At 70.4% G+C, this 21,588-nt stretch carries 22 protein-coding genes and 1 pseudogene; 13 read left to right on the top strand and 10 right to left on the bottom strand.

Annotated features, from left to right (window positions below; genetic code table 11):
• The gene (locus OED52_RS03815) at positions 1-2,814 is read left to right on the top strand and encodes a sacsin N-terminal ATP-binding-like domain-containing protein (RefSeq protein ID WP_264153363.1); all 2,814 of its coding nucleotides are present in this window, start codon (positions 1-3) and stop codon (positions 2,812-2,814) included.
• The gene (locus OED52_RS03820; protein WP_264153364.1) at positions 2,811-3,350 is read left to right on the top strand and encodes a phosphatase PAP2 family protein; all 540 of its coding nucleotides are present in this window, start codon (positions 2,811-2,813) and stop codon (positions 3,348-3,350) included. The genes OED52_RS03815 and OED52_RS03820 overlap by 4 nt, the downstream gene beginning before the upstream one ends.
• Before the next feature lie 39 nt (positions 3,351-3,389).
• Here OED52_RS03820 and OED52_RS03825 read toward each other — a convergent pair whose 3' ends face one another.
• Complete coding sequence (locus OED52_RS03825; protein WP_264153365.1) at positions 3,390-3,641, bottom strand: DUF2530 domain-containing protein; 252 nt, start codon at positions 3,639-3,641, stop codon at positions 3,390-3,392.
• 80 nt (positions 3,642-3,721) lie between these two features.
• Between OED52_RS03825 and OED52_RS03830 the strand changes: the two genes are divergently transcribed.
• From OED52_RS03830 to OED52_RS03845, 4 genes are all read left to right on the top strand, one after another.
• Positions 3,722-5,191 (top strand): NCS2 family permease, encoded by a 1,470-nt coding sequence (locus OED52_RS03830; RefSeq protein ID WP_264153366.1) that lies wholly within the window; start codon positions 3,722-3,724, stop codon positions 5,189-5,191.
• A gap of 76 nt (positions 5,192-5,267) precedes the next feature.
• The gene (locus tag OED52_RS03835; RefSeq protein WP_264153367.1) at positions 5,268-5,699 is read left to right on the top strand and encodes an Rv0880 family HTH-type transcriptional regulator; all 432 of its coding nucleotides are present in this window, start codon (positions 5,268-5,270) and stop codon (positions 5,697-5,699) included.
• A 164-nt stretch (positions 5,700-5,863) separates the two neighbouring features.
• A complete protein-coding gene (locus OED52_RS03840; protein WP_264153368.1) occupies positions 5,864-6,670 on the top strand; it encodes a TrmH family RNA methyltransferase in 807 nt (268 codons plus the stop codon).
• Entirely contained in the window at positions 6,667-6,939 is a 273-nt protein-coding gene (locus tag OED52_RS03845; protein WP_264153369.1) for a DUF2537 domain-containing protein, read from the top strand. The genes OED52_RS03840 and OED52_RS03845 overlap by 4 nt, the downstream gene beginning before the upstream one ends.
• A 5-nt stretch (positions 6,940-6,944) precedes the next feature.
• Here OED52_RS03845 and OED52_RS03850 read toward each other — a convergent pair whose 3' ends face one another.
• From OED52_RS03850 to OED52_RS03865, 4 genes are all read right to left on the bottom strand, one after another.
• On the bottom strand, positions 6,945-7,727 hold the full coding sequence (locus tag OED52_RS03850) for a DUF6928 family protein (RefSeq protein WP_264153370.1): 783 nt from the start codon (positions 7,725-7,727) through the stop codon (positions 6,945-6,947).
• 12 nt (positions 7,728-7,739) lie between these two features.
• Positions 7,740-8,618: a septation protein SepH gene (gene sepH / locus OED52_RS03855; protein WP_264154571.1), complete on the bottom strand. Its 879-nt coding sequence runs from the start codon at positions 8,616-8,618 to the stop codon at positions 7,740-7,742.
• A gap of 226 nt (positions 8,619-8,844) precedes the next feature.
• Entirely contained in the window at positions 8,845-9,966 is a 1,122-nt protein-coding gene (serC, locus tag OED52_RS03860; RefSeq protein WP_264153371.1) for a phosphoserine transaminase, read from the bottom strand.
• 78 nt (positions 9,967-10,044) lie between these two features.
• On the bottom strand, positions 10,045-11,172 hold the full coding sequence (locus tag OED52_RS03865) for a citrate synthase 2 (RefSeq protein WP_264153372.1): 1,128 nt from the start codon (positions 11,170-11,172) through the stop codon (positions 10,045-10,047).
• A gap of 233 nt (positions 11,173-11,405) precedes the next feature.
• On the opposite strand from OED52_RS03865, the gene pdxH reads away from it, so the two are divergent.
• The 7 genes and pseudogenes from pdxH to OED52_RS03905 all read left to right on the top strand — a co-directional run bounded on the left by pdxH (position 11,406) and on the right by OED52_RS03905 (position 18,565).
• Positions 11,406-12,092, top strand: a complete 687-nt coding sequence (gene pdxH / locus OED52_RS03870) for a pyridoxamine 5'-phosphate oxidase (RefSeq protein WP_264154572.1) — start codon at positions 11,406-11,408, stop codon at positions 12,090-12,092.
• Positions 12,089-13,357, top strand: a complete 1,269-nt coding sequence (locus tag OED52_RS03875; RefSeq protein WP_264153373.1) for an MFS transporter — start codon at positions 12,089-12,091, stop codon at positions 13,355-13,357. Before pdxH ends, OED52_RS03875 begins: the two co-directional genes overlap by 4 nt.
• Positions 13,358-13,746: 389 nt before the next feature.
• A complete protein-coding gene (locus OED52_RS03885) occupies positions 13,747-14,181 on the top strand; it encodes a serine hydrolase (RefSeq protein ID WP_264153374.1) in 435 nt (144 codons plus the stop codon).
• Positions 14,182-14,569: 388 nt separating this feature from the next.
• The gene (locus OED52_RS03890; protein WP_264153375.1) at positions 14,570-15,868 is read left to right on the top strand and encodes a citrate synthase; all 1,299 of its coding nucleotides are present in this window, start codon (positions 14,570-14,572) and stop codon (positions 15,866-15,868) included.
• 53 nt (positions 15,869-15,921) lie between these two features.
• Positions 15,922-16,269, top strand: a pseudogene (locus OED52_RS03895) (FKBP-type peptidyl-prolyl cis-trans isomerase); the annotation flags it as partial.
• Between the two features lie 9 nt (positions 16,270-16,278).
• A complete protein-coding gene (locus OED52_RS03900) occupies positions 16,279-16,644 on the top strand; it encodes an FKBP-type peptidyl-prolyl cis-trans isomerase (protein ID WP_413247744.1) in 366 nt (121 codons plus the stop codon).
• A 121-nt stretch (positions 16,645-16,765) separates the two neighbouring features.
• Complete coding sequence (locus tag OED52_RS03905; protein ID WP_264153376.1) at positions 16,766-18,565, top strand: acyl-CoA dehydrogenase; 1,800 nt, start codon at positions 16,766-16,768, stop codon at positions 18,563-18,565.
• A 34-nt stretch (positions 18,566-18,599) separates the two neighbouring features.
• Here the strand turns inward: OED52_RS03905 and OED52_RS03910 are convergent, their stop codons facing one another.
• The 5 genes from OED52_RS03910 to OED52_RS03930 are packed head-to-tail and all read right to left on the bottom strand — an operon-like array spanning position 18,600 to position 21,566.
• Positions 18,600-19,112 (bottom strand): hypothetical protein, encoded by a 513-nt coding sequence (locus OED52_RS03910; RefSeq protein ID WP_264153377.1) that lies wholly within the window; start codon positions 19,110-19,112, stop codon positions 18,600-18,602.
• Positions 19,113-19,155: 43 nt separating this feature from the next.
• Complete coding sequence (locus OED52_RS03915) at positions 19,156-19,734, bottom strand: dihydrofolate reductase family protein (protein WP_264153378.1); 579 nt, start codon at positions 19,732-19,734, stop codon at positions 19,156-19,158.
• 24 nt (positions 19,735-19,758) lie between these two features.
• Positions 19,759-20,250, bottom strand: coding sequence for a CinA family protein (locus OED52_RS03920; RefSeq protein WP_264153379.1), 492 nt, complete (start codon positions 20,248-20,250; stop codon positions 19,759-19,761).
• Positions 20,240-21,019 carry a pyrimidine reductase family protein gene (locus OED52_RS03925; protein ID WP_264153380.1) on the bottom strand — a complete coding sequence of 260 codons (780 nt, stop codon included), beginning with the start codon at positions 21,017-21,019 and terminating at the stop codon, positions 20,240-20,242. Before OED52_RS03925 ends, OED52_RS03920 begins: the two co-directional genes overlap by 11 nt.
• A gap of 37 nt (positions 21,020-21,056) precedes the next feature.
• Complete coding sequence (locus OED52_RS03930) at positions 21,057-21,566, bottom strand: flavin reductase family protein (protein WP_264153381.1); 510 nt, start codon at positions 21,564-21,566, stop codon at positions 21,057-21,059.
• Between the last annotated feature and the right edge of the window lie 22 nt (positions 21,567-21,588).

Here is a 21,588-nt window from a genome sequence, read left to right on the forward strand (position 1 = left end):
GTGCCCCACCGGGACCTCGCGGATCCGTTCGGAACCGCGGCGTTGCGTGAAGGCATCCTGTCGGCGTGGGCGTCCTCGCCCACCCGGCTGCGTGAGGATGCCGCCACCGAATCCGATTACGTCCGCGCCGGATACCGCGACCGTGTCCTGACCGAACTCGCGCAGAACGCCGCCGACGCCGCGGCTCGCGCCGAACTGCCCGGTGTGCTGCGGGTGTGGTGCGACGGCACCGGCCTCCACGTCGCCAACATCGGTGAACCGCTCGACGAACCCGGCGTCCACGCCCTCACCGCCCTGCGGTCCTCCGGCAAGACCGGCGGCGTCGGCCGGTTCGGGGTGGGTTTCACCGCGGTGCTGGCGGTCTCCGAGGAGATCGAGGTGCGCTCGCGCACCGGCTCGATCCTGTTTTCGGCCGACCGGACCCGCGCCGTGCTCGACGACCACGGCCTGACCGCCCCCGCGGCCGGGGTGCCGACGCTGCGGCTCGCCTGGCCCTCCACCACCCCGCCGGTGGAGGGCAGCGACACCGAGGTCGTGCTGCGCCTGCGCCCCGACGTCGACGCCGGCGCGCTGCTCGCCGCTTTCCGCGACGAGGCGTACGACATCCTGCTCGAACTCCCCGCGCTGCGCACCGTCGAGATCGACGGCGACGCCCTCGAACGCACCGAACACGACCTCGACAACGGGCTGCGCGAGATCGGGATCGGCGACCGCACCTGGTGGGAACACACCGGACCGTCGGCGCGCTGGCTCGTCCCCGTCGTCGACGACCGCGTCCGGCCGGTCCGCCGGGACGTCCTGCGCGCCCCCACCCGCTCCGACGAGGAACTGTCCCTGCCGGCGCTGCTCGTCGCCGATGTCGCGATGCAACCCGACCGCCGGCGGATACTCCCCGGCACCCCTCTCGACCGGGTCGCCGCCGGTTACGCTCGGCTCGTCGCGGCGCTGCCTGCCGACCAGCGGCTCGACCTCGTCCCCGAACCCGGCTTCGCCCGCAGCGAGGTCGACGGCCGCATCCGCGAGGCCGTCCTCGAGGAACTGCGCACCCACCCGTGGCTGCCCGCCGCGGACGGCGGCGCCGATCTGCTGCCCGACCGGGCGAACGCACTGCCCGGCCTCACCGACGAGCTCGCCGCGACGCTCGGTGGGGTGGTCCCGGGCCTGATCGCCCCCGAACTGTGCCGCCCGCGGCACGCACCCGCCCTCGCCGCCGTCGACGTGCACCGGCTCGGCCTCGCGCGGCTCGCCGAGATGCTCGCGGGCCACGACCGCGAACCGCAGTGGTGGAACCGCCTGTACGAGGCGTTGACGCCGCTCGTCACCGATGCCGTCGCCGCCGAGGAACTCGCGTCGCTGCCCGTCCCGCTGTCGGACGGCCGCACCGTCACCGGTCCGCGCACCACCGTGCTCTCGACGGGACTGCAGGAGATCGGGCCGCTGCGGATGCCGTGGGTCCGCCTGGTCCACCCCGACGCCGCACACCCGCTGCTCGCCCGGCTCGGCGCCGGCACCGTCACCGCCGAGGACCTGCTCGCCGACCCCGCGCTCGTCACCGCCGTCGAGGAACTCGACCCCGACGACCCGGGCTTCGGTGACCCCGGCCTCGGCGACGCGCTGTCTGCCGAAGCCCTCGCCGACGTCGTCCTGCGGCTGGTCCCGCTCGTACCGCCCTCGGCCGTGCCCCGCGAACTCGGGGCGTTGCTGCTGCCCGACACCCACGGCGACCTCGTGCCCGCCGACGAACTGCTGCTGCCCGGCGCGCCGCTCGCAGAGGTTCTCGTCGACGACGCCCCCTTCGGCACCCTCGGCCCCGCCGTCGCCGACCGCTACGGCCCCGATGCGCTCCGCGCCGTCGGTGTGGGCTGGGGCTTCACCGTCCTGCGCGCCGACCTGCCCACCGGACCCGACCACGACCTGCCCGACGAGGACCTGTGGTGGGACGGCCTCGACGACGACCCCGAGACGCTCGTCGCCGTGCGCGACCTCGATCTCGTCGACGACGGGCACTGGGCGCGGGCCCTGACATTGCTGGCCGCCGACCCGGCGACCGCCGAGACCCTCACCGATCCCGCCGGCTACACCGCCTGGTACCTGCGCACCCACGCGGTGCTCGACGGCCGTCCCCTCGGGCACTACCGCTTCGCCGACGACACCACCTTCGAGGGTCTGCTCGACCCCTGCACCCATCCCGACGCGGGCGCGTTCCGCGCCGCCCTCGCCGGCACGAGCATCGACGACCTCGACCTCGCGCAGACCCTGCTCGACCGGCTCGCCGACCCGGAGGCCTCACCCGGACCGGCCGCGATCGTCGCCGCCCACACCGCGCTGGCCGCGGCGTTCTCCTCCGGCGGGCTCGACCCGGAGTCCGTCACCCTGCCAGACGGGGTGCGCAGCTTGGCCGGCAGCGTCGTCGACGCCACCGACGCACTCGTGGCCGACCGGCCGTGGTTCGCGGGCCTGATCCCGCACGACCGGCTCGTCGTCGGAGGGCCGGGCACCGCCACGGCACTGTCGGAGGTCCTCGACATCGCGGTGGCGTCCGCGGTGATCGAGGCCGAACCGGCCGAACCGGGCCGCCGCACCGGATGGGATCGCGAACCCGCCGCGATTCTCGCCTCCACCGTCACCGGGGTGCCGCTGCCGCGCGGGAGGCTCGCGCTGCACGACCGGCTCGTCGTGCGCTGCACCGGCGCGCTCACCGGCGAGCACGAGGTCGACTGGTGGGTCGACGCCGCCGGCACCGTCCACAGCACCCCGTCGGGGCTGGCCGCGGCACTCGTGGCCCTGCGGGAAACCGGGCCGTCGGCACCGTGACCGTCGACACCGCGGTGCTCGAATGGGCGGTGTCCGTTCGCGAGCCCTGGCTGACCACCGCGATCACCGTGCTCACCCACACCGGTGGGGGAGTGGCCACCACCCTGTTCGCCGCCGCGGCGACGCTCCTGCTCGTCCGCGCCGACCGGCCGAGCGACGCACTGATCGTCGCAGGGGCCGTACTCACCGGCTGGCCGGTGATGTCGCTGCTCAAGAATCTCTTCGGGCGGGCCCGGCCACCCGAACCCGAACGGCTGCTCGTCCTGCACACCGAGTCGTTCCCCTCCGGGCACGCCATGACCAGCGCGATCCTCGCCACCGCCCTGGCCGCGGTGGTCGTGCGGACGTGGCCGCGCGGGGACCGGTGCCGGACGGTCACGCTGGCGGGACTCGCCGGTTACACCGTCGCTATCGGGCTCTCGCGGGTGTACCTGGCGGCGCACTGGCTCACCGACGTCGTCGCCGGGTGGATCTTCGGGATCGTGTGGGCACTTCTGTGGGTGTGGTTGATCACTCGGGTGCGGATCCGTCTCTGACCGCCCACGGCCGCCGTGTGGGGCGTGCGGACGGGCCGCTCAGTCCAGCCCGACCTGGGCGCCGCGGCTGCCGCGGCGCGCGGCGCGACGCTGAGTGAGGAAGAGCGCAGATCCCAGCAGCCCCACCACGATTCCCGCGATGCAGACCGGCAGCAGATCGTCGCGAACGTCGCCTCCGGTCAGCAGGACGACGAGGGTGGCGACGGTCCACACCCCGATCCCGACGGCGAGAGCGGGACGCGGGTCGGCGAGGCGCCGGATGCGGGCTGCGACGTTCTGGGCGGGTTCCACGGATTGCAGGTTAGTTCGTTTCCGCTGCAATAATCGTTCCCCGTTGCGACGCCCCGTACCCGACGAGCGGAATTCTGGACATGGCCGTAGGCACCGACTCCAACCGAACGTCCTTCCTGGACACCTATTTCAAGATCACCGAGCGCGGCTCGTCCGTGTCCCGGGAGGTGCGTGGCGGCATCGTCACGTTCTTCGCGATGTCGTACATCGTGGTGCTCAACCCGCTGATCCTCGGTAGCTTCTCTGCCGACGACGCCTCGGCCAAGGTCGACGTGCTGGGCAACATCCTGCCCGTCAACCAGGTCGCCGCGGTCACCGCTCTCGTCGCCGGCTTCATGAGCATCGTCTTCGGTGTGGTGGCCAACTATCCCTTCGCCATCGCCGCCGGCCTCGGCATCAACAGTCTGCTCGCGGTGACCATCGCGCCGCAGGTCACCTGGCCCGAGGCGATGGGCCTGGTGGTCATCGACGGCATCGTCATCGTCGTGCTGGCTCTCACCGGCTTCCGCACCGCAGTGTTCAACGCGATCCCGTCCGCGCTCAAGGCGGCCATCGCCGCCGGTATCGGTGCCTTCATCGCGATGATCGGCTTCGTCGACGCCGGCTTCGTGCGCCGCATCCCCGACGCGGCCGGCACCACCGTGCCGGTGAGCCTGGGCATCGACGGGTCGATCGCCTCCTGGCCGACCTTCGTGTTCGTCGTCGGTCTACTGCTCATGGGCGTGCTGGTCGCGCGGAAGGTGCGCGGCGGCCTGCTGATCGGCATCGTCGTCACCACGCTCCTGTCCATGCTCATCGAGGCGATCGCCGACGTCGGACCGTCGCTCGGCACCAACCCCAAGGGCTGGAACCTCACCACCCCCGAGACCCCCGACTCCTTCTTCGGCATCCCCGACCTGAGCCTCGTCGGCGACGTGAACCTCTTCGGTGCCTTCACCCGCATCGGCGTCATCGCCGCCACCCTGCTGGTGTTCACCCTCGTGCTCGCCAACTTCTTCGACGCCATGGGCACCATGACCGGCCTGGGCAAGGAAGCCGGTCTCGCCGACAAGAACGGCACCCTGCCGGGCATCGGCAAGGCCCTGGTCGTCGAGGGCACCGGCGCCATCGTCGGTGGCGCGGCGTCGTCCTCGTCGAACACGGTCTTCGTCGAATCGGCCTCCGGCATCGCCGAGGGTGCCCGCACCGGCCTGGCGAACGTCGTCACCGGCGCGCTGTTCCTCGTCGCGATGTTCCTGACCCCGCTCTACGAGGTGGTGCCCATCGAGGCGGCCTCCCCGGCGCTGGTCGTCGTCGGCGCCCTGATGATCGGGCAGGTCCGCGACATCGACTTCACGAAGTTCGAGATCGCCCTTCCGGCCTTCCTGACCATCATGGTCATGCCGTTCACCTACTCGATCGCCAACGGCATCGGCGTCGGCTTCATCACCTGGGTGGTGCTCCACGCGGCGAGCGGCAAGATCCGCTCGGTGCACCCGCTGATGTGGATCGTCGCCGTGCTGTTCGCCGCCTACTTCGCCGTCGACCCGATCACCGACCTGCTCACCTGACGCGCGGCCGTCCGCTGCGGCGACGGGATGTGGACCGTCGCCGCACAATACGGACATCTGACGTATTGTGCTCGCCATGATCTCGGATACACGCGCACTTGCCGGCGACCTCGCGCTCGCCGTCGTGCGTCTGACGCGTCATTTGAGGGGGAGACGCACCGATTCCCGAGTTTCCCTGACTCAGATCTCGGCGATGGCCACCCTGGCCCAGGAGGGGGCGATGACCCCGGGTGCGCTCGCCGCGCGCGAGCGGGTGCAACCACCGTCGATGACCAGGGTCATCGCGTCTCTCCACGAACTCGGACTCGTCGAGCGCACGCCGCATCCCACCGACGGCAGGCAGATCATCGTCTCGCTGTCGCAGGCGGGACACGACCTGCTCGCCGACGAAGCCCAGGCTCGCGAGGTGTGGCTGAGCGAAAGGCTCGAGAAACTCGACGACACGTCGCTGGCCACGCTGCGCGAGGCCGTCGGCATCCTCACCGCGCTGGTCGCGGAAGACGACTGACCGCGGGGTGGTCGGACGACGACTGACCGCGGGGCGGTCGGACGACGACTGACCGCGGGGCGGTCGGACGAGGACTGACCGCGGGGTGGTCGGACGACGACTGACCGCATCACCCCTCACGGACCCGGTGCGGGGGCACCGGAATGCGCTGGGAGAATGGTCCGGTGGTTCACGTCATCGACATCGACGATCCGTCCGACCCCCGGGTCGACGACTTCCGGGATCTCAACTCCTCGGACCGTCGCCCCGACCTGCCCGGAGGCAAGGGACTGGTGATCGCCGAGGGCGTGTTCGTCGTCCAGCGCATGCTCGACTCCCGGTTCTCGCCGACGGCCCTGCTCGGTGTCGGCCGTCGTCTGGAGGAACTCGCCGAGGACCTGCGCGACGTGGACGTGCCGTTCTACCGCATCGATGCCGACACCATGGCGAAGGTGGTGGGTTTCCACCTCAACCGCGGGGTGCTCGCGGCCGCGCACCGGCCGGAGCCCCTCGAACCCGGGGAGATCCTTGACAAGGCGACCACCGTCGCGGTGCTCGAGGGCGTCAACGACCACGAGAACATCGGGTCGATGTTCCGGAACGCGGCCGGTCTCGGGGTCGACGGCATCCTGTTCGGGAAGGGCTGCGCCGACCCGCTCTACCGGCGGGCCGTGCGGGTGTCCATGGGGCACGTGCTGCGGGTGCCGTTCGCGCACCTCGACCACTGGCCGCAGGATCTGGACATCCTGCGGAGCCGGGGTTTCCAGCTGATCTCGCTGACCCCGAATCCGTCCGCGATCCCGCTGGCGGAGGCCATGACGGGGGAGAAGGTCGCGTTGCTGCTCGGCGCCGAGGGACCGGGTCTCACCGAGGCCACGATGCAGGCCACCGATGTGCGGGCCCGCATCCCCATGGCGCCGGGCACCGATTCGCTGAACGTCGCCACCGCGGCGGCGATGGCGTTCTACGAGCGGGTGCGGCTGCCTCGATGAGACCCGCGTCCGATTCCGCTCCCACACCGTGGGCGACGGGGCTGACGCTGACAGCGTTCTCGCTCGCCGCCACCGTCGTGGCGGTCGTCGCGTTCGGTCAGGTGCTCGCCCGCATCCACCCGATCCTGGCGATCGCCGTCAACCTCGTGGCCGCCGCCGGCAGCGTCCCCACCCTGTGGGCGTGGATCCGGGTCCCGGTCCTGCGCTGGTTCGCGGCCGGGGTCGCCGCGGGGATCCCGATCGGCTGGCTCGTTCTGCTCGTGTCCTGACAGCGCTATCGGCGCACCAGGCGCCGCCACCAGGACGCGCGCGGCTCCGGCGCGGTGCCGGCTTCGGGCACGGACGTTACTTCGGACACGGTCTCCGGCTCGGTAACGGATACGGGCCGGGGCTCGACCGGGGGAGCGGGCAGCGGCGCGTCGTGGGCGCGCAATGCGAAGCGCCACACCCGGAACTCCGCCGGGTCCGGCTCGTCGTCGCGGCGTCCGACGTACCGGAAGCCCAGCCACGCCGCGTGGGCTTCCTCGACGAGCTTGCGGGGATGGAAGGGCAGCGACGCCGGTGGCGGGGTGACGTTCGGCGGCCACCGAAGCGGATGCTCACCACCCCAGTACGGGCCCTCCCAGACGAACGGCAGCCCCCGGTCCTCGAAGAACTCCACCGTGTTCGCCCCGAAGGCGCGGCGCAGGCGCCCGCGCTCCCACATCGCGAACGCCCCCCACGCCCCGGGCGGATCCGAGACCAGCAGGAGGGTCCGGTCCGCTGCGGGGGTGTGCAGCCACATCTCCGGCAGGGCGGACGGCTGCTTCAGCGCGAAACGGGGACTCGACACGACCGTCACCCCGGGATAGCTCCCGACGCAGATCCGTTCCTCGTCACCGTCGAGCGTACCGGCGGCCTCGGTGAGCGGTACGCAGTCCAGTGGATCGGCGCGGCGATCCGGGAACAGGCGCGTCAGCAGCGCCCGGGCGGCGTCACGGTCGGGTTCGAACTCGCGCAGGGTCGCGGCGGGCACGGGAGAGTCGACGTACCACAGCGTCGACACGGCCGCGGCCATCGCCGGTGGTTCTCAGGCGCGTCCGTTGCTGCGAACGCCGAGCAGGACGTCGTCCCAGGACGGCAGGGCCGGCTTGCCGCGCTTGTCCTTCGTCGGCGACTGCGTGGCGCGCGAGGCGTCGTCGTCGTGGTCGTCGGACAGGGTGGCGCCCACCGGGGTGTCCTCGACGACGGGAGCCGGTTCCGCGGCGGGTTCCTCGACGACCGGCGGCTCCAGCTGGATCGGCGCACTGCGGTCGGTGCCGTCCAGTTCGGTGGAGTCGTCCACGTCGCGGGCCGAGTAGACCGGCGTCAGATAGCGCAGGGGCCGACCGCAGTCCGGATCGATCAGGTCGGCCGCGATGTCGTCGAGCGCGGTGATGGTGCCGCCGTGGGCGTCCGGCTGGTACCGCCAGTGTGCCCGGTTGGTGGAACGGCCCGCGTTCCAGCGCAGCTGCGCGACCCAGTAACCCTCGTCGTCGCGCCAGGCGTCCCAGACGGCGTCGTCGAGGCTGTGCCCGCGGGCGCGGAAGGCCTGCGAGACGATCTCCATGAGGGTCTCGACGGTGGGGCCGTCGGGGCGGACCGGGTGCCCGTTCTTCGCCATCTCGGCGGCGCGGGAGCGTTCGAGCAGCACCGGATAGGCGAACCGCTCGACCTTCGCGACGGGGATCCCGGCGTCCTCGGCGACCTGCTCGACGGAGGCGCCGCCGCGGATGCGGGCCTGGATCTCGCGGGGGCGGAGCTGGCTGGTGGTCTCGATCTCGATCTGGCCCAGACGTGCGAGGTCGCCGCGGGCGGCGGCGCGCAGGGTGTCGTCCACGGGGATGCGGAACTTGTCCCCCGTGGTGGGATCGGCGAGCACCACATGCTTAGCATCGGGCTCGAGACCGACCACTCGAAGCTCTCGCACCATGACCTCCTCGCGCCGATCGCGATTGACCCGCCCGACTGTAACCGACTTGATCACCTTTTCGGGCCAGGACACGCCGCGCCGTCCAGCACGGAGCCGCCGGAATCCGTTTCGGCGCGCTATCGTCCAGGGTTCTCCCGAAAAGTCTCGATGTCGGGTCGAGAGTTGGGAACGGGGCCGGGTCCGTGCAGGACCCGGCCCCGTCGGGCCTCGGTGAGGCGAGCGATCAGAGCTGGGAGACGACCCAGTCGATGCACTTGGTCAGCTGCGTGACGTCCTCGGGATCGATCGCCGGGAACATGCCGATGCGCAGCTGGTTGCGGCCGAGCTTGCGGTAGGGCTCGGTGTCGACGATGCCATTGGCACGCAGGATCTTCGCGACGGCGGCCGCATCGACCGAGTCGGCGAAGTCGATGGTGCCCACGACCTGCGAACGCAGGGACGGATCGGCGACGAAGGGGGTCGCGTACTCGGAGGCCTCGGCCCACTCGTACAGGCGCGACGACGAATCCTTGGTGCGCGCGACGGCCCAGTCGAGACCACCGTTGGCGTTCAGCCACTCGATCTGGTTGGCGAACAGCAGGAGGGTGGCCAGAGCCGGGGTGTTGTAGGTCTGGTCCTTGCTGCTGTTGTCGACCGCGATGGGCAGCGACAGGAACTCGGGCGTGAAGCGGCCCGACTCCTTGATCTCGGCGACGCGCTCGAGGGCAGCCGGGCTCATCAGCGCGACCCACAGACCGCCGTCGGCGGCGAAGCACTTCTGCGGCGCGAAGTAGTAGACATCGGCGTCGGAGATGTTCACCGGCAGACCACCGGCGCCCGAGGTGGCGTCGATGGCGATCAGGGCGTTCTCCGAACCCGCCGGACGCTGCACGGGAACCGCGACACCCGTCGAGGTCTCGTTGTGCGCCCAGCCGATGAGGTCGGCGTTCGCGTCGGCGACGATCTCGGGAGCCGAACCCGGCTCCGAGCCCACGACGATCGGGTCGCCGATGAAGGGGTTCTTCTTGGCGACGGTCGCGAACTTGGAGGAGAACTCACCGTAGGTGAAGTGCTGCGACCGCTCGCGGATCAGGCCGAAGGCGGCAGCGTCCCAGAACGCCGTGGTGCCGCCGTTGCCGAGCACGACCTCGTAACCCTCGGGGAGGGAGAAGAGGTCGCGCAGGCCCGAACGGACCCGGGCGACGACATCCTTGACCGGCTTCTGACGGTGGCTGGTGCCGAACACCGAAGCGCCGACATCGACCAGCGACTGGAGCTGCTCGGGGCGAACCTTGGACGGGCCGCAGCCGAAACGGCCGTCTGCGGGCTTGAGGTCGGCAGGAATGATCGGTGAAGCGTCAGCCATCGGATGCGTGTCCTAAGAGTCGAGGGACATGGTGCACAGGTAGTCTAGACGGCCCGCTCATCCCTGCCGCCGGGTGCGTCAGCGGTGGGTGATCGAATCCCAGCCGGTGACCGAGGACGCGGGCCGCGGATCGGGGCCGGTGTAGATGGCGGCGGGACGCACCAGCCGGCCCAGTCGCTTCTGTTCGAGGATGTGCGCGCACCAGCCGGCGGTGCGTCCGCAGGTGAACATCGCGGGCATCATCGCGGCGGGGACCTCGGCGAAGTCGAGGACGACCGCGGCCCAGAACTCGACGTTGGTTTCGATGGCGCGGTCGGGGCGGCGTTCGCGCAGCTCCGTCAGGGCGGCCTGTTCGAGAGCGGCGGCGGCTTCGAAGCGCGGGGCGCCGAGGCGTTTGGCGGTGGCGCGCAGCACCCGGGCGCGGGGGTCCTCGGCGCGGTAGACGCGGTGCCCGAAGCCCATGAGCTTGTCCTTGCGGTCGAGGATGCCCTTGACCAGCGCGGCCGGATCGCCGGTGCGTTCGGTTTCCTCGATCATCGGCAGGACGCGGGCGGGGGCGCCGCCGTGCAGGGGGCCGGACATCGCGCCGACCGCGCCGGAGAGGGCGGCGGCGGCGTCGGCGCCGGTGGAGGCGATGACGCGGGCGGTGAAGGTCGAGGCGTTCATGCCGTGTTCGGCCGCGGAGACCCAGTAGGCGTCGATGGCTTCGACGTGGCGGGGGTCGGGTTCGCCCTTCCAGCGGACCATGAAGCGTTCGGTGACCGTGCGCGCTTCGTCGATGCGTTTCTGGGGGACGGCGGGCTGGTAGATGCCGCGGGCGGATTGGGCGACGTAGGACAGGGCCATGACGGCGGCGCGGGCGAGGTTGTCGCGGGCGGTGGTGTCGTCGATGTCGAGCAGGGGTTGGAAGCCCCAGATGGGGGCGAGCATGGCGAGGCCGGCTTGGACGTCGACGCGGACGTCGCCGGTGTGGATGGGCAGGGGGAACGGTTCGGCGGGGTGCAGGCCGCGGCCGAATTCGCCGTCGACGAGCAGGGCCCAGACGTCGCCGAAGGTCACGCCCTTGTCGACGAGTTCTTCGATGTCGACGCCGCGGTAGCGCAGGGCGCCGCCGTCCTTGTCGGGTTCGGCGATGTCGCTGGTGAATGCGACGACCCCTTCGAGACCAGGGGTGAAATCTTCCGGAACTGACGCGCTCGCTGCCATGACGGTGGGGCTCTCCTCGCTAGGGTGCCGCCCGGTCCGGGCCGCACTGCCGGTGGATACGGGGACGCCGTCGGGTGTGACCGGCGTCCCAATCGGGTCGTCGGAGAAAACTGTAGTCCCCCGACTACCGCGTGGACCGGCCGGTCGCCCGAGTACCGTCGTCGTCCGTGCCGTCCGATATCCTGATGCCGAACCACGAGGGCATCCCGATGCCGAATCACGAGGGCATCCCGATGCCGAATCCCGAAGGCGACGACCTCGCGCGCATGCGCGTCGACTACGGGCTCACCGGGTCGTCGGACGAGTCCCGGGACGATCTCGACCTCGATCCCGCTGCACTCGCCGACGGCTGGCTGTCGTTGCTGCGCCGGTGGTTCGCCGCCGCCGTGGCGACCGGCGTCACCGAGCCCAACGCGATGGTGCTCGCCACCGTCGACGAGCAGGGCCGGCCCGCCAGCCGCACGGTGCTGTGCAAGGGGATCGACGACGACGGTCTGACCTTCTTCACCAACTACGAGTCGGACAAGGGCCGCCACCTCGCGGCGAACCCCTACGCGTCGGCGACCTTCCTCTGGCTGCAGGCCCACCGTCAGGTGACCGTGCGCGGACCGGTCGTCCGCGTCCCCGCCGAGGAAACCGAGGCCTACTGGCGCACGCGTCCGCGCGGCTCGCGTCTCGGTGCCTGGGCGTCGCGGCAGTCGCGACCGGTGGCGGAGCGCGCCGATCTCGAACGCGCCCTCGTCGAGGCCGCCGAACGCTACGAGGTCGACGACGACATCCCCGTGCCCCCGTTCTGGGGCGGTTTCCGGATCCGGCCCGAATCGGTCGAGTTCTGGCAAGGCCGACCCAACCGGCTGCACGACCGGCTCCGCACCCGGCTGGTGGACGGCCGCTGGATCACCGAGCGTCTGCAGCCGTGAGGCGGATGCTCGCGGACACCACACCTCTCCGCAACAAGGACTACGCCCGGCTGTGGTGGGCCGGGATCGTCACCGTCATCGGCGCGCAGATGGCCGTCGTCGCCGTGCCCCAGCAGATCTACGAGATCACCCGCAACTCCGCCTATGTGGGGCTGACCGGTGTGTTCGGTCTGGTGCCGCTCGTGGTGTTCGGGCTGTGGGGCGGTGCGCTCGCCGACGCGATGGACCGCCGCAGGCTGCTGCTGATCACCTCGATCGGTCTCGGTGTCACCTCCCTTCTGCTGTGGGTGCAGGCCCTGAGCGGACTGGACAACGTGTGGGTGCTGCTCGGCCTGTTCTCGGTGCAGCAGGCGTTCTTCGCGGTCAATCAGCCCACGCGGGCCGCGATCATCCCGCGGCTGCTGCCGGTCGGGCAGATCGCCGCGGCCACCTCGCTCAACATGACGGTGGTGCAGTTCGGGGCCATCGCCGGACCGTTGTTCGCCGGTGCCCTCATCCCCGTCGTCGGCCTGCCCACCCTCTACCTGCTCGACGCGCTCTTCCTGCTCGCCACCCTGTGGGCGGTCTTCCGGCTGCCGGCCATCCCGCCGCTCGGGGAGGTCACCAGGGCCGGGTTGCGGGCCGTCTTCGACGGCTTCCGCTATCTGTCCACGCAGAAGATCCTGCTGGCCTCCTTCGTCGTCGACATCGTCGCGATGATCTTCGGGATGCCGCGCGCGCTGTTCCCGCAGATCGCCCACGAATCCTTCGGCGACCCGGTCCAGGGCGGTTTCGCGCTCGGTCTGCTCTTCGCCGCCATGTCGGTGGGCGCGGTGCTCGGCGGTGTGTTCTCGGGCTGGTTGCCGCGCGTGCAGCGGCAGGGTCTCGCGGTGATCGTGTGCATCGGCCTGTGGGGCGCCGCCATGATCGGCTTCGGCGCCGCCGTGTGGTGGGCCGAGCCCGGCGGCAGCGGCCTGCTGCTGTGGGTGGCGCTGTTCTTCCTCGCCTTCGGCGGGGCCGTCGACATGGTGTCGGCGGCCTTCCGTTCCACGATGCTGCAGACCGTCGCGACCGACGAGATGCGCGGCCGTCTGCAGGGGGTGTTCATCGTCGTGGTGGCGGGCGGCCCGCGCATCGGCGACGTGCTGCACGGCGCGGCCGCGGCTGCGGCGGGCACGGCGGTCGCCGCAGCCGGTGGTGGCGCGCTGGTGATCGTCGGCATCGTCGTGTGCGTGTTCGCCTTCCCGGCGTTCGTGCGGTACCGGGTCGTGCACAGCCTCGCCTGAGGCAGGGTCGCGGGCCGTCCCGTTCATCGGACCCGTTCCCGGATCCGAAGTCCTTGTGACAGCAGGGGTTGCGTCGTGTCGAGCATGGCGGCCGTGCGACCGGAACGGCGTTCGTCCGCGACGGTGACGAAGAACCGTAGATGGCGGATCGGATCCATACGGCGATTCGAACAGTGCCGGTCCCTCCACCGCTCCCATCGCACGATCCGCTCGGGATGTTCCGCCCCTTCCGGGGGTTCCACCAGCGGCGATAGCGTTTGCGACCCGTACACCGGACAGGTCGCTGTCGGCGCACGCCACGATCGCGGTGATCTGCTGGCGGCATGACCAGGACATTTGGAAGCGCACGAGTTCCGTTGCCACGCAGTCGCTTTCTTTCGAATCTGGTCGTGCGGCCGTCGGAGACCGGCCGCGTGTACCTGCATCGGGCCGACGAACGGTTCGCGATGGGTTCGACCATCAAGGTCTACGCCGCCACGCTTCTCCGTCTCGAGGCCGAAGGTGCGCTGCGGCTCGACGAGACCCGTCCGGACCGCTGGGAACCCGACCTCGACGAGGCCGCACGGGGCGACGAGCGCGACACCCCCACCGCTGCCGCACCGGCCCGTGACTTCGAGGAGGTCCTGCTCGGTGCGGGCCTGCCGGCCGCGCAGCAGCGCACGCTCACCGGCTGGATGCGGACGACGACGACCTCCGGCACCCGCATCCGGGCCGGGCCGCCGCCCGGCCGGACGTCGGCGGACAAGACCGGCGGGGCATGTTCGGGACGGTGGACGACGCCGGAGTGGTGTGGTCACCGGACGGTCGTCCACTGGTGCTCGTGATCCTGTCGGACCCGGCGGCCGGCGACCCGACGCACCTCTCGAGGGGGCTCCCGTCGCGGAGGCCACCGCAGCTGTCGTCGAGGTACTCACCGCGGTGCCGTGACCGTGCGGCCCCTGGGTACAGTGGCCCCCGTGGGACACCGGTACGCACCGATCCCCGCGTCACGACCTCGTCGAGACTCGGTTAGTATTGCCGCAGGTTATCGGCGTGTGCCGGCCTGGCGGCACAGTCGCGGAGGGCGCGGTCGAGCGTTCGGAACCCACATGGACGACATACCGATCGGGGACTTTCGACGGACCCTGCCTCAGCGCAGACGCCGCGCTACGGCTAGGTTCTACCTGAATGTTCGGAAGTTTCTCGTAGGTCTGAGCTTGAGAGGGATCCTTCGTGCCCGCTGAGAATGACACCCAACCCACCCTCAGCTACCCCGGTGGCGAGCACACGATGTCTATCGCCAAGGCGACGGAAGGCAATGACGGTATCGAGCTGGGCAAGCTCCTTGCGGCGACCGGGTACACCACCCTGGACCCGGGTTTCGTCAACACCGCCTCCACGAAGTCGGCGATCACGTACATCGACGGCGAGAAGGGCATCCTGCGGTATCGCGGGTACCCGATCGAGCAGCTCGCCGAGAAGTCGACGTTCATCGAGGTCAGCTACCTGCTGATCTACGGTGAGCTGCCGACTGCGGAGCAGCTCGAGACGTTCACCGACAAGATCCGCCGCCACACCCTGCTGCACGAGGATCTCAAGCGGTTCTTCGACGGCTTCCCCCGCAACGCGCACCCGATGCCGGTCGTCTCCTCGGCCGTCAACGCGCTGTCGGCGTACTACCAGGACGCTCTCGACCCCGACGATCCGGAGCAGGTCGAGCTGTCCACCATCCGCCTCATGGCGAAGCTGCCCACCATCGCGGCCTACGCCTACAAGAAGTCCGTCGGCCAGCCGTTCCTGTACCCGGACAACTCGCTGTCGCTCGTCGAGAACTTCCTGCGGATGACCTTCGGGTTCCCCGCCGAGCCGTACGAGATCGATCCCGAGATCGCTCAGGCGCTCGACATGCTGCTGATCCTGCACGCGGACCACGAGCAGAACTGCTCGACGTCGACGGTGCGCCTCGTCGGTTCCTCCGACGCCAACCTCTTCACCTCGATCTCCGGCGGCATCAACGCCCTGTGGGGCCCGCTGCACGGTGGCGCCAACCAGGCCGTGCTCGAGATGCTCGACGGCATCCAGAAGTCCGGCGGCGACGTCAAGGAGTTCGTCCGCAAGGTCAAGAACAAGGAAGACGGCGTGAAGCTCATGGGCTTCGGGCACCGCGTCTACCGCAACTACGACCCGCGCGCCGCGATCGTCAAGAAGACCGCCGACCGCATCCTGAAGAAGCTCGGTGCGGGCGACGAGCTGCTCGAGATCGCCATGAAGCTCGAGGAAGCCGCCCTCACGGACGAGTACTTCATCGAGCGCAAGCTGTACCCGAACGTCGATTTCTACACGGGCCTGATCTACCGTGCGATGGGCTTCCCGGACCGCATGTTCACCGTGCTGTTCGCGCTCGGCCGCCTGCCCGGCTGGATCGCGCACTGGCGTGAGATGCACTCCGACCCGACGCTGAAGATCGGCCGCCCGCGCCAGATCTACACCGGCTACACCGAGCGCGCGTACCAGCCCGTCGAGGAGCGCTGAACCGGTCGGACCGACCCACGCATCTCGACCGAACCCCGACGAGGAGACAACGCATGACAAAGCCGGAAATCGAATTCCAGGAGGGTCCGGCCCCCACCCAGCTGGTCATCAAGGACCTGGTGGTCGGTGAGGGCGCCGAGGCCGAGCCCGGCTCCAAGGTCGAGGTCCACTACGTCGGGGTCGAGTTCGACAGCGGTGAAGAGTTCGATTCGTCGTGGAGCCGCGGCGAGTCGATCACCTTCCCGCTGTCCGGGCTGATCGCCGGTTGGCAGGAGGGCATCCCCGGCATGAAGGTCGGCGGCCGTCGCCAGCTGACCATCCCGCCGGAGCTCGCCTACGGACCGGCCGGCTCGGGTCACCGCCTGTCGGGCAAGACGCTCGTCTTCGTCATCGACCTGCTCGACGTGCAGGTGCCGCCGGAGGCTCCCACCGTGGAGCCCGCCACCGGCCCCGCACCCACCGAGCTCGTGGTCGAGGACATCACCGTCGGTGACGGTGAGGAGGCCCAGCCCGGCGGTGTCGTCGACGTGCACTACCACGGTGTCGAGTACGAGACCAACGAGGTGTTCGACTCCTCGTTCGTCCGCGGCGACTCGGTGCGCTTCCCGCTCGGCCGGCTCATCCCCGGCTGGCAGGAGGGCATCCCCGGCATGCGTGTCGGTGGCCGCCGCAAGCTCACGGTTCCGCCGCAGCTGGCCTACGGGCCGGCCGGTTCCGGGCACCCGCTCGGCGGCAAGACCCTGGTCTTCGTGATCGACCTGCTCGGCGTCGGCTAGGCCGGACGCACAGCATTTCCGAGGCTCGCACCACCGGTGTCACCCACCGGTGTTGCGAGCCTCGTGCTCTTTCTGTGAGCGTGGGGTGCAGTGCCCGCGTGCCTCCCGAAAGGATCTGTCGATGCCCGCTCCCGTGCTGTCCCGCCGCGACCTGGACTTCCTGCTCTACGACTGGCTCGACATCGAGTCCCTCACCGATCGTGCCCGTTTCGCCGAGCACTCCCGCGAGACCTTCGACGCGGTCCTCGACCTGAGCGCCGACCTCGCCACCCGGTACTTCGCGACCCACAACAAGAAGGCCGACGCGCAGGAACCCCGCATCGGTGAGGACGGCCGCGTGGAGATCATCCCCGAGGTCAAGGAGGCGCTGGACCTGTTCTCCAAGGCCGGACTCATCGCGGGCGGTTTCGACGAGCGGCACGGCGGCATGCAGCTGCCGGTGACCGTGCTGCGCGCCTCCATGGCGTGGTTCCAGGCAGCCAATGCGGGCACCTCGGCCTATCCCTTTCTCACCGCCGCCAACGCCAACCTGCTCGTCACCCACGGCAGCGACGAGCAGATCGCGACCTTCGTCCCGCCCATGCTCGAGGGCCGCTTCTTCGGCACCATGTGCCTGTCCGAACCACAGGCCGGATCCTCGCTCGCCGACATCACCACGAAGGCCGTGCCCGCCGGCGACGGCACCTACCGGCTGACCGGCACGAAGATGTGGATCTCCGGCGGCGACCACGAACTCACCGAGAACATCGTCCACCTCGTCCTCGCGAAGATCCCGGGCAGCCCGGCGGGGGTGAAGGGCATCTCGCTGTTCGTCGTCCCCAAGTACCTCGTCGAGCCCGACGGCACGCTCGGCGACCGCAACGACGTCGCCCTCGTGGGCCTGAACCACAAGATGGGCAACCGCGGCACCACCAACACCCTGCTCAACTTCGGGGAGGGCGCGCACACCCCGGGCGGGCGGGCCGGCGCGGTCGGTTACCTGCTCGGGGAGCCGGACAAGGGCCTGTCGTACATGTTCCACATGATGAACGAGGCACGCATCGGTGTCGGGTTCCTCGCGACCTCCCTCGGCTACGCCGGCTACCTGCAGTCGCTCGACTACGCCCGCACCCGCACGCAGGGCCGCCCGCTCGGCGCCAAGGACCCGGCCTCACCGCAGGTGCCGCTCGTCGAGCACGCCGACGTGCGGCGGATGCTGCTGGCCCAGAAGTCCTACGTCGAGGGCGCACTGGCACTGGGCCTGTACTGCTCGAAGCTCGTCGACGAACAGCAGACCACCGACAGCGACGAGGCGCGGACCCGCGCCGGGCTGTTGCTGGACCTGCTCACCCCGATCGCCAAGTCGTGGCCGTCGCAGTGGTGCCTCGAGGCGAACAGCCTCGCGATCCAGGTGCTCGGCGGTTACGGCTACACCCGCGAGTTCGACGTCGAGCAGTTCTACCGCGACAACCGGCTCAACGCCATCCACGAGGGCACCCACGGCATCCAGGGACTCGACCTGCTCGGCCGCAAGGTGATCATGCAGGGCGGCGCTGCCTTGAAGCTGCTGGGCGAGACGATCGGGGAGACCATCGCCCGCGCGACCGTAGCCGGGGGCGACGCCGCGGTGTACGCGCAGCAGCTCGGGGCCGCGGTCGGCCGCGTCGCCGAGACCACCGCGACGTTGTGGTCCACCGGCGATCCCGCTGTGGCGCTGGCAAATTCGTCGATCTACCTCGAGGCCGTCGGGCACGTCGTGGTGGCGTGGATCTGGCTCGAACAGCTGCTCGCCGTCGGCGACCGCGAGGGCGACTTCTTCGACGGCAAGCGCGCCGCGGCCCGCTACTTCTACCGCTTCGAGCTGCCGCGGACGGGACCGCAGTTCGACCTGCTGTCGAGCCTCGACCGCACCACCCTGGACGTGTCACCGTCGGCTCTGTGACTTCGGGTCACCTCGTCGGCACTGTGACCTCGGGTCACCTCCGGTTCCGTGAGGGCACCTTCCAGTCCACCGTCAGCGAGCCGTCGACCGGGAGCGCGTGCCACCGGTCGGCGTGCTCGTCGAGGCGATCCACGATCCGCTCGACCAGCGGGGTGACGTCCCGGGGCGACACGTAGCCGGGCAGGCCGGGCGCCTTTCCCCGGCGGACCTCCCAGACCGGCACGGCGATCCGCGCGAGTTCCTCCGAGCGGACCATGTCGGCTTCCGCTCGCGGTGGCAGGTGGCGTTTCCCGGCCCGGCGCTGCCGGCCGGCCCGGGCGCGTTCGGCCGGGTCGGCCGGCCAGAACAGGCCGTTGTCGCCGGCGGCCAGCTGCCCGAACACGCCGAGTTCGATGCCGGCCTCCAGCTCGACCAGCAGATGGACCAGGTCGTGGGGGAGATAGGGGTGGCCGCCGGGGCCGTTGCGGGGTGCGAGCGCCGGACCGGTCTCGCGCTGCACCGCGACCTCGTACCCGATGCCGGGACCCTTCGTGAACGTCACTCGCATGCCGCCAGGGTAGGCCCCGCGACCGGCGACGCGCACCCGGTTTTCAGGCGGCCGCACCCCGCGGCACCAGCCGGTTCACCGTGACACCCCCGAAGACCCGGCTCTCGGTGAGGTCGAACCGGATCGGATCGAATCCGCTGCGGAACAACGGGATGCCGTCGCCGATCACCACGGGGGAGATCTTCAGGACGAGTTCGTCGATCTCCGGCAGTAGCGTGCCGGCGAGAGATCCACCGCCACACAACCAGATTCCCGCACCGTCCTGCTTCTTCAGGTCGCGCACGTAGGCGAGCGGGTCGCTGTCGACGAGGGTGACGGTGTCGTCGGGCGTCTCGGTCATGGTGGTGGAGAAGACGTACTGATCCAGGTGCTTGTACGCGCTCGTCACCCCGGCGTCGAGCGACGGTTCCCAGGTGCGACGCCCCATCACCACGGAATCGAATTTCTTGTTCGGAGAATCGATTCCGAGATGATCACGCACATGTGTGGGGACGGTCTCCGGGTACTCCTGCACCAGTGCGGCCGTGAGCTCGTCGGGGATCGGGAAGAAGTCGTACTCCCCGTTCGGTCCCGCGATGAAGCCGTCCATCGTGACGGCGACGTAGTAGGTCAGAGTGCGCACACGACCCCCCTGTGAGGTGCGATCTCAGGCGGATGCCCGGTCGCGGAGCAACGTTAGTGCGTGCCTCACGGTCTGGGCGAGCACTTTTTCCGGATCGCCGTCGAAGTGCTGCTCCTCGCTGCGGGTTCCGTCCGGACCGGTCGTCGCGAAGCACACCGTGCCCGGCGGGCGGCCGTCCTGCGGGTCGGGGCCACCGGCGCCGCTCACCGCGACGACGAGCTGCGCGCCAAGCAATCGGGCCGTGCTCTCGGCCATCGTGCGCGCCGCGCTCTCGCACACCACCGGTCCCTCGGGAACCTCGAGCAGCCCGTACTTGACCTCGCGCGAGTACGCGACGATGCCGCCGCGGAACCAGTCGGAGCTGCCCTTCGCGGCGCCGAGCCGGGCGGCGATGGTGCCCGCGGTCAGCGACTCCGCGCACCCGAGCGTCAGTTTCCGGTCGCAGGCGAGCTGCGCGAGCTCGTCGATCAGCTCGTCGGAGGTGTCCGTCCCCTCCACCACGTCGTCATCGGCCATCGCCATCTCCTTCCAGAGCGGTCGGGCGCACCCAGCGGGTGAGCAGGGTGCCGTCGTCGTCACACAGCAGGTGTGCGCGGCGCATGGGGGTCAGGGCGGATCCGGGGGAGCGGGCGATGCGCCCGGCGTTCCCGGCGGCGAGCACCGGCGCCCAGGTCAGGCACAGCTCGTCGACGACACCGTCCTCGACGAGACGGCCGAACAGGTTGGGGCCGCCCTCGCACAGCACCCGCCGCCAGCCCGCCTCCGCGACCGCCGTGAGCAGGGAAGGGCCGTCGATCTCCTCCTGCGCGACGACCCGCACGTCGGCGCCCGCGGCCTCCACGGCCCGCCGGGCGGCCTCGGGTGCCCGCGCCGAGGTGAACACCACGGGCGGGATCGTCGTGTCGGTGAACAGCCGCAGATCGGGATGCAGGTCGCAGGAGGCGGTGACCACCACGACCGGTGGGATCGGCGACAGACCGGCCGCCTCGCGGCGCGACCGCAGGGCCTCGCTCGTGCGGGCGCCCCCGTAGTTCTCGGCCCGCACCGTGCCGGCGCCCACGAGGATCACGTCGGCGAGTTCGCGCAGCAACCCGAAGACCTTCTTGTCGGCGGGAGAACCCAGCGCTCCGGACCGTCCCTCGACCGCTGCGGCGCCGTCGAGGGACGACACGAAGTTGATCCGCAGCCAGGGGCGGGTGAGGTTGTCCGGATAGGCGTAGAGGTTGCGCAGGGCCGCATCGTCCAGCGGGTGCGCCGCGGTGGGGTCGCCGTCGAGTCGTCGCATGTCGCCGATCAGATCATTCCTGTCTTCCGGATGCACGTCACGCGCCGTGACCCGCCTCCAGATCGCTCACCTTCGCGAAGGTGAGCAGCCCGTCCAGGTCGCCGCGCACATCCCCTCGCTCGGGGTCGAGGAGGAAGCCGCCGTGGTCGCCGATCTCGGAGTGCCCGAGAATCCGCCCGACGAACCATGCCGGTGCGTCGTCGAGGATCGGCAGCCCGTACGGGCCTTCCCGCCACGCGCACCGGCCGAACTTGTCGATGTCGTCGCCGGAGTGCTCCCCGAACAGCGATGCGAGGTCGCGGTTGGCCTCGGTGAGCACGTGCACGGCGAGGTGCTCGGAGGCGTGTGCGATGCGGTAGGTGCGGTTCTTGTTCGACAACGCCACAAAGAACCGCGCCGGGTCGATCGCGCTCTGGGTGGCGAACCCGATGAGGCAGCCGCTGCGTTCCTCGCCGTCGAAGGCGGTGAGGACGAACATGGGGTAGTCGAGGTGCGACGCGATCCTCGCGAAACCGTCGGGTGTGCCCTCGAGCGGGGTGTCGGTCATGAGCGGATCGTACGGCCGTGGC

Origin of the sequence: Rhodococcus sp. Z13, from assembly GCF_025837095.1 — a bacterium.
In the GTDB taxonomy this organism is placed as follows: domain Bacteria; phylum Actinomycetota; class Actinomycetes; order Mycobacteriales; family Mycobacteriaceae; genus Rhodococcus; species Rhodococcus sacchari.